17 protein-coding genes are annotated in these 17,032 nt (G+C 56.5%); 4 read left to right on the top strand and 13 right to left on the bottom strand.

The window, feature by feature from the left end; translation table 11 throughout:
• Positions 1 to 17: 17 nt before the first annotated feature.
• Both BQ8290_RS06870 and BQ8290_RS06865 read right to left on the bottom strand, forming a co-directional pair.
• Entirely contained in the window at positions 18 to 683 is a 666-nt protein-coding gene (locus BQ8290_RS06870) for an SAM-dependent methyltransferase (protein WP_108788757.1), read from the bottom strand.
• Positions 684 to 1,943, bottom strand: coding sequence for a Ppx/GppA phosphatase family protein (locus BQ8290_RS06865; protein WP_108792057.1), 1,260 nt, complete (start codon positions 1,941 to 1,943; stop codon positions 684 to 686).
• 151 nt (positions 1,944 to 2,094) lie between these two features.
• Between BQ8290_RS06865 and BQ8290_RS06860 the strand changes: the two genes are divergently transcribed.
• Positions 2,095 to 2,979: a TIGR00730 family Rossman fold protein gene (locus BQ8290_RS06860; RefSeq protein WP_108788755.1), complete on the top strand. Its 885-nt coding sequence runs from the start codon at positions 2,095 to 2,097 to the stop codon at positions 2,977 to 2,979.
• Here BQ8290_RS06860 and BQ8290_RS06855 read toward each other — a convergent pair.
• The 4 genes from BQ8290_RS06855 to glmM are packed head-to-tail and all read right to left on the bottom strand — an operon-like array spanning position 2,961 to position 6,286.
• Positions 2,961 to 3,869: a fatty acid desaturase gene (locus tag BQ8290_RS06855; RefSeq protein ID WP_108788754.1), complete on the bottom strand. Its 909-nt coding sequence runs from the start codon at positions 3,867 to 3,869 to the stop codon at positions 2,961 to 2,963. The two genes, BQ8290_RS06860 and BQ8290_RS06855, sit on opposite strands and share 19 nt — an antisense overlap.
• Complete coding sequence (thiD, locus tag BQ8290_RS06850; RefSeq protein WP_108788752.1) at positions 3,869 to 4,717, bottom strand: bifunctional hydroxymethylpyrimidine kinase/phosphomethylpyrimidine kinase; 849 nt, start codon at positions 4,715 to 4,717, stop codon at positions 3,869 to 3,871. Before thiD ends, BQ8290_RS06855 begins: the two co-directional genes overlap by 1 nt.
• Entirely contained in the window at positions 4,714 to 4,938 is a 225-nt protein-coding gene (locus tag BQ8290_RS06845) for a DUF1272 domain-containing protein (RefSeq protein ID WP_108788750.1), read from the bottom strand. The genes thiD and BQ8290_RS06845 overlap by 4 nt, the downstream gene beginning before the upstream one ends.
• Before the next feature lie 10 nt (positions 4,939 to 4,948).
• Positions 4,949 to 6,286, bottom strand: a complete 1,338-nt coding sequence (gene glmM / locus BQ8290_RS06840; RefSeq protein ID WP_108792055.1) for a phosphoglucosamine mutase — start codon at positions 6,284 to 6,286, stop codon at positions 4,949 to 4,951.
• A gap of 115 nt (positions 6,287 to 6,401) precedes the next feature.
• Here glmM and BQ8290_RS06835 point away from each other — a divergent pair, with 115 nt between their 5' ends.
• Positions 6,402 to 7,691, top strand: coding sequence for a dicarboxylate/amino acid:cation symporter (locus BQ8290_RS06835; protein WP_337661096.1), 1,290 nt, complete (start codon positions 6,402 to 6,404; stop codon positions 7,689 to 7,691).
• A gap of 25 nt (positions 7,692 to 7,716) precedes the next feature.
• Here BQ8290_RS06835 and BQ8290_RS06830 read toward each other — a convergent pair whose 3' ends face one another.
• The 3 genes from BQ8290_RS06830 to BQ8290_RS06820 all read right to left on the bottom strand — a co-directional run bounded on the left by BQ8290_RS06830 (position 7,717) and on the right by BQ8290_RS06820 (position 9,825).
• The gene (locus BQ8290_RS06830; RefSeq protein ID WP_337661095.1) at positions 7,717 to 8,835 is read right to left on the bottom strand and encodes an AI-2E family transporter; all 1,119 of its coding nucleotides are present in this window, start codon (positions 8,833 to 8,835) and stop codon (positions 7,717 to 7,719) included.
• A 190-nt stretch (positions 8,836 to 9,025) separates the two neighbouring features.
• Complete coding sequence (locus BQ8290_RS06825; RefSeq protein WP_108788746.1) at positions 9,026 to 9,649, bottom strand: sigma-70 family RNA polymerase sigma factor; 624 nt, start codon at positions 9,647 to 9,649, stop codon at positions 9,026 to 9,028.
• Positions 9,649 to 9,825 (bottom strand): NepR family anti-sigma factor, encoded by a 177-nt coding sequence (locus BQ8290_RS06820; protein WP_337661094.1) that lies wholly within the window; start codon positions 9,823 to 9,825, stop codon positions 9,649 to 9,651. The genes BQ8290_RS06825 and BQ8290_RS06820 overlap by 1 nt, the downstream gene beginning before the upstream one ends.
• A 251-nt stretch (positions 9,826 to 10,076) precedes the next feature.
• On the opposite strand from BQ8290_RS06820, the gene BQ8290_RS06815 reads away from it, so the two are divergent.
• Positions 10,077 to 11,750 (top strand): CHASE domain-containing protein, encoded by a 1,674-nt coding sequence (locus tag BQ8290_RS06815; RefSeq protein ID WP_337661093.1) that lies wholly within the window; start codon positions 10,077 to 10,079, stop codon positions 11,748 to 11,750.
• 20 nt (positions 11,751 to 11,770) lie between these two features.
• Here BQ8290_RS06815 and BQ8290_RS06810 read toward each other — a convergent pair whose 3' ends face one another.
• Together BQ8290_RS06810 and BQ8290_RS06805 are read right to left on the bottom strand one after the other, a co-directional pair.
• Positions 11,771 to 12,568: a PhyR family response regulator anti-anti-sigma factor gene (locus tag BQ8290_RS06810; RefSeq protein ID WP_108792049.1), complete on the bottom strand. Its 798-nt coding sequence runs from the start codon at positions 12,566 to 12,568 to the stop codon at positions 11,771 to 11,773.
• 343 nt (positions 12,569 to 12,911) lie between these two features.
• On the bottom strand, positions 12,912 to 14,066 hold the full coding sequence (locus tag BQ8290_RS06805) for an N-acetyltransferase (protein WP_108792047.1): 1,155 nt from the start codon (positions 14,064 to 14,066) through the stop codon (positions 12,912 to 12,914).
• A 172-nt stretch (positions 14,067 to 14,238) separates the two neighbouring features.
• On the opposite strand from BQ8290_RS06805, the gene BQ8290_RS06800 reads away from it, so the two are divergent.
• A complete protein-coding gene (locus tag BQ8290_RS06800) occupies positions 14,239 to 15,327 on the top strand; it encodes a fatty acid desaturase (RefSeq protein WP_108788742.1) in 1,089 nt (362 codons plus the stop codon).
• Between the two features lie 69 nt (positions 15,328 to 15,396).
• Here BQ8290_RS06800 and BQ8290_RS06795 read toward each other — a convergent pair whose 3' ends face one another.
• Together BQ8290_RS06795 and lptG are read right to left on the bottom strand one after the other, a co-directional pair.
• Positions 15,397 to 15,921, bottom strand: coding sequence for a GNAT family N-acetyltransferase (locus BQ8290_RS06795; protein ID WP_108788740.1), 525 nt, complete (start codon positions 15,919 to 15,921; stop codon positions 15,397 to 15,399).
• Positions 15,922 to 15,931: 10 nt separating this feature from the next.
• A complete protein-coding gene (gene lptG, locus BQ8290_RS06790) occupies positions 15,932 to 17,029 on the bottom strand; it encodes an LPS export ABC transporter permease LptG (protein ID WP_108788739.1) in 1,098 nt (365 codons plus the stop codon).
• Positions 17,030 to 17,032: the final 3 nt, after the last annotated feature.

Raw genomic sequence — 17,032 nt, 5'->3', positions numbered from 1 at the left:
TTGCGCTTTGGGCGGGATCAGTCCCGCCCTTTAAATCCTTGAGCAACGACGTACCACTCCGATGAGCCCTTACGGCTCGCCGGGGGTTTGGCGTGTTTGACGCTGGTGAAGTGTTTCTTCAGCAGATTTAGCAATTCGGTGTCGGTCCCGCCGGCCAAGACTTTGGCAACAAATGCCCCGCCTTTTTCTAGCGTCTCGGTCGCAAACCATGCGCCCGCTTCGACCAAGGCCATCGTGCGCAAGTGATCGGTTTGTTTGTGGCCAACGGTGTTCGCGGCCATGTCTGATAAAACAAGGTCCGGAGCCCCGCCCAAGGCATCTTCAAGGGCGGCGGGCGCGGCGTCGTCCATGAAATCCATCTCAAATATCGTAACGCCGTCGATCGGTTCGGTCGGCAGCAGATCGATACCGACGACTTCGGCCTTGGGCGATTTTGCCCGAACGACCTGGCTCCACCCGCCCGGCGCGATGCCCAAATCCACGATCCGGCGCGCTTTGCGGATTAGCGAAAAGCGATCGTCCAATTCGATCAATTTGTACGCCGCTCGGCTGCGATAGCCATCGGCCTTTGCTTGTTTGACATAGGGGTCGTTAAGCTGACGCTCCAACCAACGGACTTGAGACGCGGTCCGCTTTTTCGCGGTTCTCACGCGTCGATCGGGGTCTTTTCCGGAACGGGACATCTATCGCCCCCCTTTTTCTGCGCGCGTTTCATGAAGCGCTTTAAGGCTCCGCTCGCTGTGTCGTTCGGCTGCCATCAAACTGCGCAAAATCCCTTCGCGAATGCCGCGATCCGCAACGCCCAACCGTTCGGCTGGCCATAAATCCAAAATTGATTCCAAAATCGCGCATCCCGCCACAACCAAATCGGCCCGATCCTGGCCTATGCAAGGCAATGTGCTTCGTTCGTCGGGTGACATTCCCGATAAATCCGTGCTGATCGCGCGCATGGCGTGGGATGGCACGATCAAGCCATCGACCGCCTTGCGATCATAATGCGGCAATTCGAGATGCAGGCTGGCAAGGGTGGTGACCGTACCGCTTGTGCCGAGCAGTCGGATGTCCTCTTGGTTTGCCGAACCCGCAATTCGTTTCGCAAATGGGGCAAAGCTTTCGGACACTACCTCACGCATACGAGCGTAACGCTCCAACCGTGCTTCTCGATCGGATCCGTTTTTACCAACCGTATCAGTCAACGAAACGACGCCCCAGGGCACGCTTTGCCAATCGATGATCTCGGGAATTTTCCCACCGGGTTGGAGCAAGACCAACTCAGTGGATCCGCCGCCAATGTCGAAAATCACTGCAGGGCCTTCGCCTTGCTCCAACAAAATATGGCAACCCAGCACGGCCAAACGGGCCTCTTCCTCGGCGCTAATAATGTCGAGGGCTATGCCAGTTTCTTGCCGAACCCGTTCAATGAAAGCGGCGCCGTTGATGGCTCTACGGCACGCTTCGGTGGCGACTGATCGGGCTAGCCGGACATTGCGCCGCCGCAATTTTTCCGCGCAGATCTTTAACGCGCCCAAGGCCCTATCCATCGCTTCATCAGAAAGCCGCCCACTGGTCGCAAGATCTTCACCCAGTTTCACGACCCGGCTGAACGCGTCGATCACGGTGAAATCTTTGCCAGAGGGACGGGCGATCAAAAGCCGGCAATTGTTGGTGCCAAGGTCAAGCGCAGCATAGGCTTCGCCTTTTCGCGGTGCACCCGACATTGCCGGAGCCCGTGCGGATTGCGCGCGTTTATCGCCATGTGCTGCGCGCGGCGAATTTTTGGATTGGTTGCCATCGTCCTTGCGTGGATGACCCGCGCGCGATTGGCGTGACCGTTTGCCGGGCTGGTTGGAGCGTTTGTAGCGAAAATCGGCTACTTTACCGGACTTACGGCCCCGTTTTTTACCAGCACTTTTTTGTGCGTCCGGCGGAAGTGTATCCGCCATATTGAATTCTTTCATATCACTGACGCGAATAGTGGCGTCAGAACCTGATGCGAAAGTAACAGGGGTGGCTTCGCAGAGCAAGCAACCTAGCGCGACTGCTTAAGCAAGCAGGGCCTTGCCGGTGCTGCTTGGCGCGCCTAGATGAGAATGAATGACAGATAAAAACCCCGATCACGACCTCACCGACCGCAAATTCTACCGCGCTGGTGAGGAGAGCCGCTTTGCCGATGAAGCTCCGGAAAGCACCCCTCAAACCGAACATCCCGCTTATAAACTGGCGTTTAGCGACCACGAATTTCTGCTGCGCGATGAACTTCGCCCGGTCCGTTTCCAGCTCGAATTGCTGAAACCCGAAATGCTTCTAGACGAGGCGCGGGTCGGATCGACGATGGTGATGTACGGATCGGCGCGGATACCGTCCCCCGAAGAGGGGCAAGCGCGCATCGATGCGGCCAAAGACGGCGATGAATACGAACAAAGGGTCGCGGCCAGGCAAGCCGAAAAAGCCAAATATTACGAAGAGGCCTACAAGCTTTCGCGCCTGGTCTCTGAGAAAGCCATCATCGAGGATGGAAAGCGTCAATTTGTCGTCACAACCGGAGGCGGCCCATCAATCATGGAAGCAGGCAATCGCGGCGCCAGCGACGCAGGCAGCGAGTCGATCGGGTTGAATATTGTGCTGCCGCATGAGCAAGCGCCGAACCCTTATGTGACGCCGTATCTGTCGCTCAACTTCCACTATTTTGCCCTTCGCAAGATGCACTTCCTGCTGCGCGCTCGCGCGGTTGCAGTGTTCCCAGGTGGTTTCGGCACGTTCGATGAATTCTTTGAATTGCTGACTTTAATCCAGACAGGCAAGATGAAGCCGATCCCGATCTTGTTGTTCGGCAAAGATTTTTGGACTCGCGTCGTGAATTTTGAAGCGATCGCCGAAGAAGGCACGATTTCAAAGAAAGACCTCGATTTGTTCCAATGGTGCGAAACTGCCGATGAAGCTTGGGCGCACATTGCCGAGTTTTACGAATTGGAACGCTGATCCTGAGTTAGGTCGAGCAGGTCGCCGCGCGCTTTGTTGCCGCGGGGCCGCCCGACTTCGTAGGCAAGGCCGATATTTTCCAACATGCGGATGATCCACCAACCGGGGTCGCTTTGTCCTTTTTCTATCCCAATTCGCGCGCTTTCGGGAAAGGCGTGGTGATTGTTGTGCCAGCATTCTCCGTAAGTCAGCAGGCCTAAGCCAGGCAGGTTTGATGCTTGGATACCTGCGGCCTTGACCTGCCATCGCCCCGGACCGGGGTTGTGACAGAAATAGGTGATTGTCCAATGGCCCGCTGCGCTGACAAAGACTCTGGCGCAGATGCCCCATAGGACAAATGGCCAACCACCGATCCAATACAGGACAATGGCGATCAGCAATTGATGCCATCGCCACGTCGCATCCAAGAATTGATAGAATGCGTCGTCGGCGATTTTGCTCTCGATTGTGAGAACGGGTGTTCGGTCAAATTCAAATCGGCATGTTAGGTTCCAGACCAAATCCTGAAACAGTGATCGGCGGTGAGCGAAGAAATCGTGACATGCCGGTTCGCGTTGCGCCCAATCGCGAATGTCATGGATGGCGATGATACCCGATGGTCCTGACACTCCAACAAGGGTGCCGATATAGATCAGAATGCGGGCGAACCAGCGCGGTGATTTGAAGCTGCGATGGATCATCATGCGATGCATGCCCACGCTATGGCCGATCAAAAGGGTCGCGTATGTCAGCGCAAGAAAGAGCAGCACGCTTTGCCATGTTGCCAACGCGATCGCGCAGGCCGTGCCCAACAACATCGCGCCGTTCCATACTGCCTTTGGCCAGTCGATCCGAACGGTGCCAGCGGTGGGATCTGCCACGCTGCCATCGATCCGGATCACCGGCGCCATCATAATTTTCGGACCGCGTGATGCCCTAAGGGACCGTTGCCTTCGCCATAACCCGGCGCGCTTTCAATCGCGCGCAGGACAAAATTCCGGCCCAATCGAACCGCGTGCTCCAACGGTTGGCCATGGGCCAATAGGGTCGCGATGGCAGAAGAAAGGGTGCATCCGGTGCCGTGCGTGTGCGGCGTGTTGATCCGCGCATGGTCGAATTGCACACCGCGCCAAATATCCGGGGCGTCCTCTTGCGCGAACCGTTGGACCAATACATCGATGATGCGTTGATCTTCGGTGTGGCCACCTTTGGCGAGAACCGCAGCGCCGGTTTTCTTGCTCAATTCTTCGGCTGCCTCGGTCATTTGCGCACTGCTGGTCACATTGCGTTCCAACAAATGCCCCAACTCGGGTAGGTTTGGTGTGATCAGAGTTGCCAGCGGGAACAGCTCCTCGCGCATTGCTGTGATGGCTTTGGGATCGATCAACGCGGCGCCGCTTGTCGAAATCATGACTGGATCCAGCACGATCGGTACATCCAACACAGATAATGCCCGCGCCGTCTGAGCGATGATATCGGCGTCGTGCAACATGCCGATCTTGATCGCGTCCACACCTATATCATCGACACAGGACGCTATTTGTTGCCCCACGACCTGTCCGGCCAATGGCACGATGGCTTGAACGCCCACGCTGTTTTGCGCGGTCACGGTGGTGATCGCGGTCATCGCGTATCCGCCCAGCATGGTGATTGTCTTGATGTCGGCTTGGATTCCCGCGCCGCCCGATGAATCCGATCCCGCAATCGATAAAACACGTGGTGGAGTTCGTTCGGACGGTGTGTCTTTTGACCCGTTCATCCTTGGAACTTTCGCTCTGTGCTGGCGGGGTATTTTTCTTGCAGCGCGCGTGTCCGGGTGGGCCGATCCATCAATTCACCGCCGCAATTCGGGCAGATGTCATCCAATTCTTCGGCGCATGGCGCGCAGAATGTGCATTCAAAACTGCAGATGAAACCACCGGGCGCTTCGGCCGGTAGATCGCTGCCGCAACGTTCGCAATCAGGGCGCATTTCAAGCATGGTTGTGCCCTTATGTTGCCGCGCGCACTGCGTCACAGACGCGGTCAACGACGCTTTCAACCTGTGTCGCGTCGTCACCTTCGGCCATGACGCGGATGACAGGTTCGGTGCCAGATGGGCGAATGACCAGCCGCCCTTTTCCGAGCAATTCGGCCTCTGCATCGGCGATCACCGTTTTCACTGTGTCATTTTCCAGCGGTGCGCCGCCATCATATCGGACGTTCTTGAGCAATTGAGGAACAGGATCAAACAGGTGGAGAATTTCGCTTGCCGGTTTTTGTGATCGAACAAGGCTGGTCAGAACGCGCAAGGCGGCGACCGAACCATCGCCGGTCGTTGCGTGGTCCAACATAATCATGTGGCCGGATTGTTCACCGCCAACGTTGAAGCCGCCTTCTTTCATCCGCTCCAACACATATCGATCGCCGACTTTTGTCCTCTCCAGCGTAAGGCCAAGTCCTTCGAAATAGCGTTCCAAACCAAGGTTGGACATGATCGTGGCAACGACGCCGCCACCGGTAAGGGCGCCCTTTTCATGCATGCGTGTGGCGATAAGGGCCATGATTTGATCGCCATCGACCTTTGTCCCTTTTTCATCGACGACGATCAGCCGGTCGGCATCGCCATCCAACGCAATGCCAATATCGGCGGCCTCTTCTACGACTTTCGCCTGAAGCGCCTCTATCGCGGTTGAACCAACCCCGTCGTTGATGTTGGTTCCATTGGGGGTGACGCCCAAGGTGATCACCTCTGCACCCAATTCCCAGATGGCCGATGGTGCAACTTGATAGGCGGCGCCGTGGGCGCAATCGACGACAACTTTCAATCCATCAAAACTGACCTCGTTCGAAACCGATTGTTTGAGCGCGTGAATGTAGCGGCCACGGGCGTCTTCGATCCGCCGCGCGCGTCCGATCCCCTCGGGCATGGCCAATTGCGGCTCCACTTCCAACAAAGCTTCAATCTCGGCTTCGACTTCGTCAGAAAGTTTGAACCCATCCGGACCGAACAATTTGATGCCATTGTCGGGAAAAAGGTTGTGGCTTGCAGAAATCATCACGCCCAAATCGGCGCGCATTTCCCGTGTTAACAGGGCGATCGCAGGTGTTGGCAATGGGCCTGTCATGATCACGTCCATCCCGACGCTGGTGAAACCAGCGACCAATGCGCTTTCCATCATGTAACCTGACAACCGCGTGTCTTTTCCAATCACAACCCGGTGACGGTGGCCGCCGCGCACGAAATAATTCCCCGCCGCTTGGCCAACGCGCATTGCCGTTGCCGCCGTCATGACACCAGCATTGGTCCGTCCACGGATACCGTCTGTGCCAAAGAACTTGCGTGCCATTTGTGAAAGATCCTTCATAAGTTCCGCGCACGAATGCGCGCGATCATTTGTCAGGCGCTTCTGGCGTGGTTATCGCCGGAATGGAAGGCCCCGTATCAATCGAGAAGGAACCAAAGTGACCAGCAATCCCGAAGCAAATGGCGCGGCGACAAATTCGGTGACGTCCACGCAAAGCGGTTTTGAGCTGGTCGCGATCCGGTTGCCGGTGGTTTTGACTTTTGCTGGGTTGATCGCAGGATTGGCTTTAGGTGTCCTGTTTTCGGGTGTGTCATTGCCGGAAAAGGCGCTTCAGGCGGTCTCGTTGGTGGGCACATTATGGCTGCGCGCGTTGCAGATGACGATTATTCCATTGGTCGCGGCGCTCTTGGTGTTGGGCCTTTCGCAAATGGTCCAAGCTGCTCGGGCCGGTGCGGCTGCGCGGCGTTTCTTGGCTTTGGTGTTTGCGGTCTTAATCGCAGGTGGGATGTTCACGGCGGCGATCTTGCCGTGGTTGTTGACGGTTATACCGATCCCCGAAAGCGCCAGCGGCTTTTTGGCGGCAGCACCGGGCGAAGCGCAAGAAGTGCCCGACATCCTTGATTTTCTGGCTTCCCTTATCGCGCCGAATATCATCGCCGCCGCGGCGGAAACCAGCATGTTGCCGCTGACGATCTTCTTTGCGTTGTTTGCGGTCGCGATCACGCGCCTTCCCAAAGAGCAAGAAGACCGCATGCTGGGATTTTTCCACGCGCTTGCCAATGTGATGCTGCAAATCATTGGGTGGGTCTTATGGTTGGCCCCCATCGGCGTGCTGGCCTTGGCCTTTGGCGTCGGTTTGCGCAGTGGGGGCGGTGCCTTTGCCGCTTTGGCGCATTACATATTCGTCGTCTCTGCAATGGGCGGTTTTACCCTGGTGCTGGCCTATGGCGTGGCTTGGGCGTTGGGTGGGATCAATCCTGCGCGTTTTGCCGTCGCAATGCTCCCGGCCCAAGCGGTGGCGGTGTCGACACAAAGCTCTCTGGCCAGTTTGCCTGCCATGTTGGACAGCGCCGGACGGTTGAATTTGCGATCCACCACCAGCGAATTCGTGCTGCCTTTGGCCGTCGCAATATTCCGCGCGACCAGCCCTGCAATGAACATGGCGGTCGCGCTATATGTGGCGGCTTTGGCGGGGATCGAGGTCACGCCCGCTTTGGCATTTGCGGGTATTTTGGTGGCTTTGATCATCAGCGTCGGATCGGTGAGTTTGCCCGGTTCGATTAGCTTTGTGGTTTCTATCGGGCCGATCGCATTGGCAATGGGCATTCCAATTGAACCGTTGGTCTTGTTGGTCGCGGTCGAAATGATACCCGACATTATGCGCACATTGGCCAATGTGACGATGAATGTTGCGGTGGTCAGCGCGGTCGACCGAACCGAAACATAGCCGGCCCGATCAGTAGCACGCCGGATCACATTTGGGCAGGGCCCGCCTGTTCATCCTCTAACCCGCGCTCAAGAACGTCGCTTTTGAAAAGCGGCTCTCCGAATATAAAGCCGACCACATTGGGCCGACCGATATGGTCGAACAATGCGGTCAACGTGAGAAGGATCGGCACCGACAACAATGCGCCCGGCACGCCCCAAACCCACGTGAAGTAGGACAAAGCGATGAGGATCATTACCGGGCTCATTGTGAAACGCGCGCCTAGGATCGACGGAGTGATCACGTTTGCCTCCACTGTGTGTAGCGCGATGTATGCGGCGGCCGGAATCAGGCCGAGCCACAATGTGTCCGCCGTTCCAATCCCAAACAAAGCCAAAAGGGCCGTCATTGCGAGCGGGCCCACATACGGGATGAAATTAAGTGTCGCGGCAAGTCCGCCCCACATGATCGGCGCATCAACGCCCAATGCCCATGCGCCCAGCGCAACAATCACACCAATCCCGGCGTTGATCATGCCAACGGTCATAATATAGGCGGCGACGCGATCTTGAACTTCGCGCATAACGCGCGCTGCTTTCACGCTGGATCCGAAGCTGGTCCGATCAAATAGCAAATGCCGCCTTAGCCGCACGCGCGCCTCGATCATGAAGAACGCCATCAAGAACATGATCAACACTTCCAGCACAATGCTGGGCGTTGCAAAGGCAATCTCTTCAAGGATGGTGGGCGTTGCCAAAACGACTTCGCGCGGGCCGGTGCCACCCATGATTTTGGTGAGTTCCTCGTTGGCGATGGCCATCCAGGCGAATTCATCGCGCAGGTCGGCAAACCGTTCGGTCACGCGTTCGGTGATCGCTGGCAACGAATCGAACAGGGCGAGCGCCGGTTGGAGAATCAAAGCCAGCGACAGCAGCAAAATCCCCAAAAATACAGCGAGCGCGCCGATGGAGGCCACGACATTGGGGAGACCAAAACGTGCCAATTTGTCAGCAAGCGGCGACAGCAAGATCGTCAACAACAACGCTGTCACAAGCGGCAGAAAGACCACAGACCCGATAGACAGGACAAATGGCAGGGCAAGGAAGAGGCCAAAACCGATCAACAAGACCAAGGCCGACAACAACCGCAATTCTTGTTCTGCCATCGCCAAACCTCGGCGGCTGTTAGCGCCGGAGGTTGGTGGTGGGTTTTCGGGTGACGGCGTCGTCATGATCGTTGGGTCAACTCTGCCCTATTGGCGCGTTCCCGCCAAAGTGTGGCGGATGTTCGGATCGAATACGCCATTATTGCAGCGCAACGCCGGTTCGCCAAGCGGACAAAACGCCGCGTCAATTTTACGCTTTGGCTGCGGCTATCCCGTTGCCGGCTGCAACCTGATCCAATTCTTCCAAAATTGCCCTATGCGCGATGTCATCATGGACCGAACGTTGGGGAATATCACCATCGGCCAACATCGAAGTCAGTGTCGCGCGCGCCCGGCCAACCCGGCTTTTGATGGTCCCCACCGCACATCCGCAGATTTCTGCGGCTTCTTCGTATGAAAAACCGCCCGCACCCACCAACAACAACGCTTCCCGTCGTTCGGGCGGCAATGTCAGCAATGCGCGATGCATATCGGACAAGTGCAGGGGCTCTTCCTGACCGGCAGGAGCGGTCAGAATCCGTTCGGCCACGCCTTCGTCATATTCGCCGCGGAAACGGTTGCGGCGCATATCGGTAAGATAGGCGTTGCGCAAAATGACAAACGTCCACGCTCGCATTGAAGTGCCCGGTTCAAACCGGTCTTGGGCAGCCCAAGCTTTCAACATGGTTTCCTGAACCAGATCGTCGGCCATGTCCGGACGACCGCACAAACCGCGTGCAAACGCCCGCAGATGCGGGACTACATCGGTCAATTCACGCTTAAAGTCTGCCTTCTGGGCCGGTGTGCGTGGCGGGCTTTCTTGTTTCTCGGCCACTACGCGGCATCCCCGTCGATGTCGCTATCGTCGAGTTGTGCGAGCAAATCCTTGAACGCATCAGGCAATGGTTCATCGACAACATCATCATAAAGCTGTTTCAAACCGTCTGCCCAAGCCGGCGTTTTCCCGCCAGCAAGGGGGCCATCTGTGCCTGCGTTTTTCTTGGATGCCATGCGCCGATCCGATCCCATCTAATGTCTGCATCCCGCCCCGGTCCAAATCCAGGGCCAAAACCTTTGGTGAAATAGCCCGCACGTTAGAGAAAACCAAATTTGGTTCAGGCGGTGCAACATTATGGGAACGATGTTTTGGGTCTTTTGTTCCGTGAGTAAACGCAAAATCTGCCCGTCGCGGGCGTAAGGGAGCGCAAGGCATCACCGTCGAGGTTGAAACAGATGCGGAAACAGCGAAGTCGGACGGTCTGTTGACCTCCGGACGCGCCCGCGCTTGGCTTGTCACTTATCCGCGTGCGATCCCGATTGCTTTGTTCATTTTCATTGCAGCGATCACCTTGGTCAGTGTGTTTGCGATTGAAAGCAACGCCCAAGAACGCAAACGCGGCGAAGTGCGCGAATACGCCCAGTCTATTGCTTCGGCTTTGGATCGGCGGGGCAACAGTTTTTCGGCCTATTTGCGGGCCGGGGCCGCGTTGTTTTCGACCGTTGATGAAGTGACGCCGCAAACGTTCCGGCAATTCGTCGCAGAATTGCGTTTGGGTCAAAATTATCGCGGCGCCGAAGGGATCGGTTGGGCCAGTGCCGTTAGCCCCAACGATACTGAACAGTTTTTGTCCCGGGTGAGGGCGCACCAACCCGATTTCCCGACATTGGACGCCTCGGCCGCCGCGGGTCGCGGTGTTATGGCCCCGGTGACAATGTTCTCTCCCGATACAAGCCGCAATCGCCGTGCGCTTGGATTTGATATGTATTCGGAACCCGCACGGGCGGCCGCGATGGATGAGGCAAAGCGCACAATCATGCCGGTCGCATCGGGCAAAATCGTCTTGGTACAAGAAGGCGCGGGCGAAGCGCCGGGTTTCGTGATTTTCATGCCGGTTTACAAGCCGGTCCCCGGCTCTGTGGAGCAAGAGCGTGCATTGGCGGGATTTGTGTTCAGTTCCTTTGATGCGGGCCAATTTCTGGATGCCGCGATAGAACGCGCGCCGCCAACACAATTGGGCGTGCGGCTCTACGATGGCGCGTCCGATGGATCCAATCTGTTGGTGTCGCGATCGCTCGGGGCCGCTGGAACCGATCGTTTTGAACAGCCCGTCACCATCGCCAATCGCGACTTGATGCTGGTGATCGATTCTGCCGGAGCAGAGCGGTTGGGCGCGTTGTCGATGCTGACCTTGATCGCAGGGCTGGCCATGGCGAGCCTGCTGATGTTGATCCTGCGAATGTTGGTCAAACAAACGATCGAGGATCAAGCGCGATTGGCCTTTTTCGAAGAGCAAAACTCGATCCGAAATTCACTCAGTCGAGAGCTCAATCACCGGGTGAAAAATGCTCTGGCCAACGTACTTTCGATCCTCTCGCTCACGCGTCGCCGATCCAATGATCTCGACAGTTTTGCCGACAGTTTGGAAGGGCGCATTAGGGCGCTTTCAGCCACCCATGATCTATTGACGGTCACGGATTGGGGCACCACGCCGATTGAAGCGGTGATCGATGCCGAACTGGGGCACTTTGTTGATGCCAATGGAGATGCCAACGGAGGCAATGTGCACACCGAGGGACCCCCGGTGCAATTGGCTCCCAACGATGCCTTATCTTTCGGATTGGCGATTCATGAATTGGCGACCAATGCCGCGAAATACGGCGCTTTGAGCGCGGCGGATGGTGTGGTGACTGTGCGTTGGCATCGTGAACGCGATGACTTGGCCATTGTGGAATGGACAGAGACCGGCGGTCCGGCGGTAACAAAGCCAACCGCGCGCGGGTTTGGGACGGAGTTGATCGAAAAGGTCGTCGCCCACGAACTCAAACATCGAGTCGAGATTGAATTTCTGCCCACCGGTGTGCGCTGCGCGATGGGCGTTCCCATTCGAAAACGCGGCGACTTTCAAATCCGACAGGCGCCCGAAAAATCCGCTTGAGCGATGCCCGGCTGAGGTTTTTAATCCAGCGGTCGGCTTGATCCGAAAAACAAAGCCTGGCTGATGGCGGCTTGAACCGTTTGTTCTTGGAACGGCTTTGTCACCAAATAGGTCGGCTCTGGCCGATCGCCAGTCAAAAGCCGTTCGGGATAGGCAGTGATGAAAATCACCGGCACTGTGTCGATCGCTAGAATGTCATCCACCGCATCAAGGCCGGATGACCCATCCGCCAATTGAATGTCGGCCAGCACTAGGCCCGGCCTTTTCTCCGACACTACCGCCAAAGCTTGAGTCCGGGTTGCGGCGGTTCCAAAAATGTCATGACCCAGCGATGTCACCAAATCTTCGAGCTGCATAGAAATGAGCGGCTCATCTTCAATGATAAGGACCGATGTCGCCTGTTCTTTGTCAATTTCGCGGACGGCTTCTGCGGCCAATGCTTCGACTTGGGATGTTTCCAAATCCATCACTTGCGCGGCCTGTGCTGCGGAAAAATCTTCCAATGTGGTCAAAAGCAGCGCCTGTCGATTGAGCGGCGTGATCGCGCCCAGCCGGTTTTGCGCGCCCATTTCGTGTTCGCCGCCGGTCGTGTCGTTGGCGCTGTCAATTTCCAGATAGGCGCTCGACCAAACTGAGTTGAACGCACGATACAATGGGATGCGGCCGCCATTCAACGATGCCTTCAGATCCTCATCCGCCAACGCCGCTTCCAATGTGGCGCGGACAAATGCATCGCCGGTTGATTGAGAACCGGTGAGCGCCCTCGCATAGCGGCGCAGGAATGGCAGGTTGGCTGCGACTTGCTTACCCAGTGACATGTTCTTCTCCTGCAAAATGCCAAGCGGTTGAATGCGTGCACCGGCCATAGCGTCAGATTGCGAAGCCGTCGCCCCCCAATGAAATCGATGTTGCTGATGTCTGACCCACTTGAATTTTTGTCGCGCAACGTCACCGATCTTCGTCAATTTTCACAAAAAATGCGAAACATGGGAACACCTTTCACGCGCGCGCATTGTCTTTGTATCACCGCCGAGACCCCCCTCCCGTCCAAGCGGCTGGTGATATGAACCCGAAAGGCCTTCGCTCCTCCCGAGTGGAGGTCTTTCTTTTTGCGGCGCTCCTTCCCGGCGGCGGGGTATCGCGGTTCAGGGGTGGGCCCACCTAAAGGGATTTGGCGTAGATTGTGTATTCACGGTTGACCTCGCTTTCGATCGCGTCGGAGATTGCGACCATTCCTTGATTGTCTTCAAGGATCCATCCCAACTCACCGCGCGTCGATCCATATTTCCCGGTCGCGACTTTCTTGATCGCGGTGATCATCATGAAAGCGAGCTGGCTGGCCATACGAGAATTTTGATACTCCCTCAAAACGCCCATCAAAGGCACACGCATATCCGACCCTTTGGGTTTGCGCAGCCATCGCAGCATGTGGAACCAGCCAAATGGCATCAGCTTGCCGTTAATTTTCGACAGAACGTGATTGACGTCCGGAAAAGTTAACATGAACGCGACTGGCTTGCCGTCCACCTCGGCGATCATGTTCAAATCTTCGTGAATGATCGGCTTCAATTTGACCCCGGTATAGGCGACCTCGTCAGCGGTCAGCGGAACAAAACCCCAATTGTCCGACCAGGCATCGTTGAGAATTTCTAGGATGGTGGCCGCTTCGGTGTCCCATTCTTTTTTCCGCACCGGGCGAACTGTGATGCGGGCATTGCGTTCGCCCGATTTCACAACACGCTGTAACAGGGGTGAGAATTCTGCGGTGATATCAAGATCGTAGGTGTAGAGCGTTTTAACCCGTTCAAAACCGGCGTTTTCAACCCATTGGGCGTAGTGGGCGGGATGATGGCCCATCATGATGATGGGAGGGTGATCTTGGCCTCTGACTAGTAATCCAGGCTCTTCCCAGATCGACATAGAAATTGGGCCGACAATGCGGGTCATCCCTTGTTCGCGCAGCCAATCTTGAGCTGTGTCGATCAACTTTGCTGCGATCTCTTCGCTGTCCGCATCGAGATACCCAAACATGCCGGTTCCGGGACCGAACCCTTGTTCTGGCGGCATTTCGAGCGCGAGTTCGTCAATGTGAGCAGAAATGCGCCCCACCGGCTTTCCATTGATATGGGCGATGTACAATTGAGCGCGGGCATGGCCGAAAAATGGGTTTTTGGCCGGATCGACCAATTCCAATTGCTCGCTGCGCAATTGTGGGACCGAATGTTCCAATCGAGCGGCAAATTCGCGCCCCACATCGACAAAGCGCGCGCGCCCTTTCTTGTCGGTGATTGCTTCAATGCCTATTTGCGCATCCATCGCGGGACCTGCCTTCGTATTGTTACCGTGTTGTATGCTTCTGTGTCGTGCCCGATCGCGTCGTGCAAGCCAATCGATCACTCTTGCCAATAAAGCAGGTTTGCCCCGAACGCCTCCAATGCGGTAGGGGAACTTCCATAAAACCATAGAACAGATCCCAACGAACCCATTTATGAACCAACCGATACACCCCACCGCAACCGATATCAGCGCGAAGCCCCGCGCGAGACGCGCCGATTTCGTTGACGCCGATGATAAGGATATGCTGCGCGCGGCTCGCGATCTGACCAAGGATTTGGGTGAGGCGCGGGGGGCAATCTATTGGACCGACATGCTGGTTTCGACAGCGATTGGCTATGGCGGGATCGCGGTCGCGATTTTGAGCAGCAACATCGCGATCGCAATTGTGGCAGGGCTATGCGCGTCGTTGGCCTTGTATCGCTCGTTGATGTTCATTCATGAATTAACGCACATTCATCGCGACGCATTGCCTGGGTTCCGGACCGCGTGGAACGCGCTGGTTGGCGTCCCGATGCTCACGCCCAGCTTCATGTATGAAGGGGTCCATGTCATCCACCACAAGCGGACCCAATATGGCACGATTGAGGATCCCGAATATCTTCCATTGGCGTTGATGAAACCGTGGAGCTTGCCTCTGTTCGTGATCGTTGCATTGCTCGCTCCGGTCGCTTTGATTGTTCGCAATGCGATTTTGGTGCCGCTTGGCGCTGTTATTCCGGCTGTTCGAACGTTCACTTGGGAACGGTTGTCGTCTTTGTCGATCAACCCGGATTTCCGCCGCAAACCGGCAACCGGGGCATTTGCCAAACGCGTATTTTGGCAAGAGGCGGGTGCATCGATTTGGTCGCTGGTCTTGATCGGCAGCACATTTGCGATTGGCTGGCGCCCATTGCTTATCGCTCTTTCGATTGTGTCGCTCACCGCGCTTTTGAACCAGTTGCGCACCTTGGTCGCGCATCTGTGGGAGAATGAGGGTGATCCGATGACGGTCACCGCGCAATTCCTCGACAGCGTGAATGTGCCCCCGCCGGGGATCGCGGCTGAGATTTGGGCTCCAGTTGGGTTGCGGTATCACGCGCTGCATCATTTGATGCCGTCCATGCCCTATCACGACCTGCCCGAGGCGCATCGTCGATTGGCCGGCGCATTGGGTAACGGTTCGACTTATGAAGGGGCCAATCATCCCGGCATGGCGACGTTGGTCGCACGGATCGCTCGCAGCACAATGGGCGGAGGATAAACGCGCTTTCGGTTTTTTTGAGTTTGGCGTGGATTGAGAGGGCGTGGAATTGGCCCGCCAATCTAGCTATCAGTCAATAAAGTGGATCATCGCGCATCGTCGATAAGGCGGGAGGCCGTGATCCGCCTCAAGCGCCAATTCACCTGCTAGCCGCGGATGCGCATCCAAAGCGGTGACTTCTTCAAATCCCAATTTCGCATAGAACGGGGCGTTCCACGGCACATCGCGGAATGTCGTCAACGTGACTGCGCGGAAAGCGGCGTTGCGAGCATCAATCATACAGGCTCGCAGCAAACCCGATCCAACACCAAGATTTTGCGCATCGGGGTGCACATCGACCTCCCAAATGTGCAATTCACGGCCAAACGGTTCGGTGACGATAAAGCCGACCATTTCTTCGCCAATATGGCTGACCAGACAATGGCCTTTGCGGATGTATCGCTGCAACCGATCGAGAGGGACTGTTTCCTGTCCAGCCACATCGGACAGGCCATCGATCGTTTCGAACAATTTGCCTGCCGCCGCCTCAATCGGAGGCATTTTTTCCGCGTCTTGCGGCTGGGCGAGGCGCAATGACCACTCGCGTTTGGTCATGAAGGGGTTCTCATTCTTCGGTTCGGATGAGGACAGTCTCACCGACAAGCAAGAATAGGAAGAACGGCGCCCATGCCGCAAGGAAAGGCGGATAACCGCCGAAACTGCCCATGGCGAGAGCCGCATTGTCGACCACGAAATAGGCAAATCCCAACGCCATGCCGACAATGGCGCGCACAAACAATTGGCCCGACCGCGCCAATCCAAACGCCGCAATCGAACCCAATAATGGCATCAAGAACGCGGCCAGCGGCCCCGAAATGCGGTGCCACCATTTGGCCCGCATTTCCGACGTGCGCCTACCGACTGCATCCAATGCGCCGATCGTTTCGGCCAATTCCCAAAAGGATTGGCCATCGGTGTCTATCGACTGAAGATCGATTTGCGCAGGCGTCAGGCTTTCCCCGACCACGGTGTTTTCGATGTCCTCAATGTCTGCGCTGCCCACGTCAAAACTGCGCGGGTTTTCCAATCGCCATCCCGGCGCCGCATATGTTGCGCGGGTGGCGCGGATTTGTTCGGTCACGATGCCACCCGGGCCGCGCGCGTCCCATGTCACATTTTCCAAAACGATCGTTTCGCCCGTCCCCGTCAAAGACGACGCAGACAGAATATTTTGTCCATCAGTCAGATAGACATTCGTGCGAGTGCCGGAATCCTCAGGTATCTTGCCATAATCGGCCGCTTCCCATGCTTTCAAAGTGGAATTGGCCCGGGTGACGACCCGTTCGTTGAAACCAAAACTCACCACCGCAAGGATCGCCGCGGTGAGCAAGAGCGGGGAAAGCACTTGATGCGCAGACAATCCAGCGGCCTTCATCGCCACCACTTCGCTGTTTTGGTTCAACGTCACCAAGGTGATCAACGTCGCCAGCAAGACGGAATAAGGCAAAAACCGCGATATGAGTTGCGGCACTCTAAGCCCGGCATATTTCAAGATTTCGGCCTGACCATTGCCATCGGGTTCAAGAATCTTTCCGGTGGAGCCCAGCAGATCGAGCGCCAAAAGCACCAAGACCAACATGACCAACACCGCAAAGATGCGCACCACGAACAGTTTGGCGAGATAAATGGTCAATGTGCGTGAGGGGAAGAAATCGAACTGCATGAT

This window comes from Erythrobacter sp. Alg231-14 (genome assembly GCF_900149685.1).
GTDB lineage: Bacteria > Pseudomonadota > Alphaproteobacteria > Sphingomonadales > Sphingomonadaceae > Erythrobacter.
This window is presented reverse-complemented; position numbering and strand designations above follow the sequence as displayed.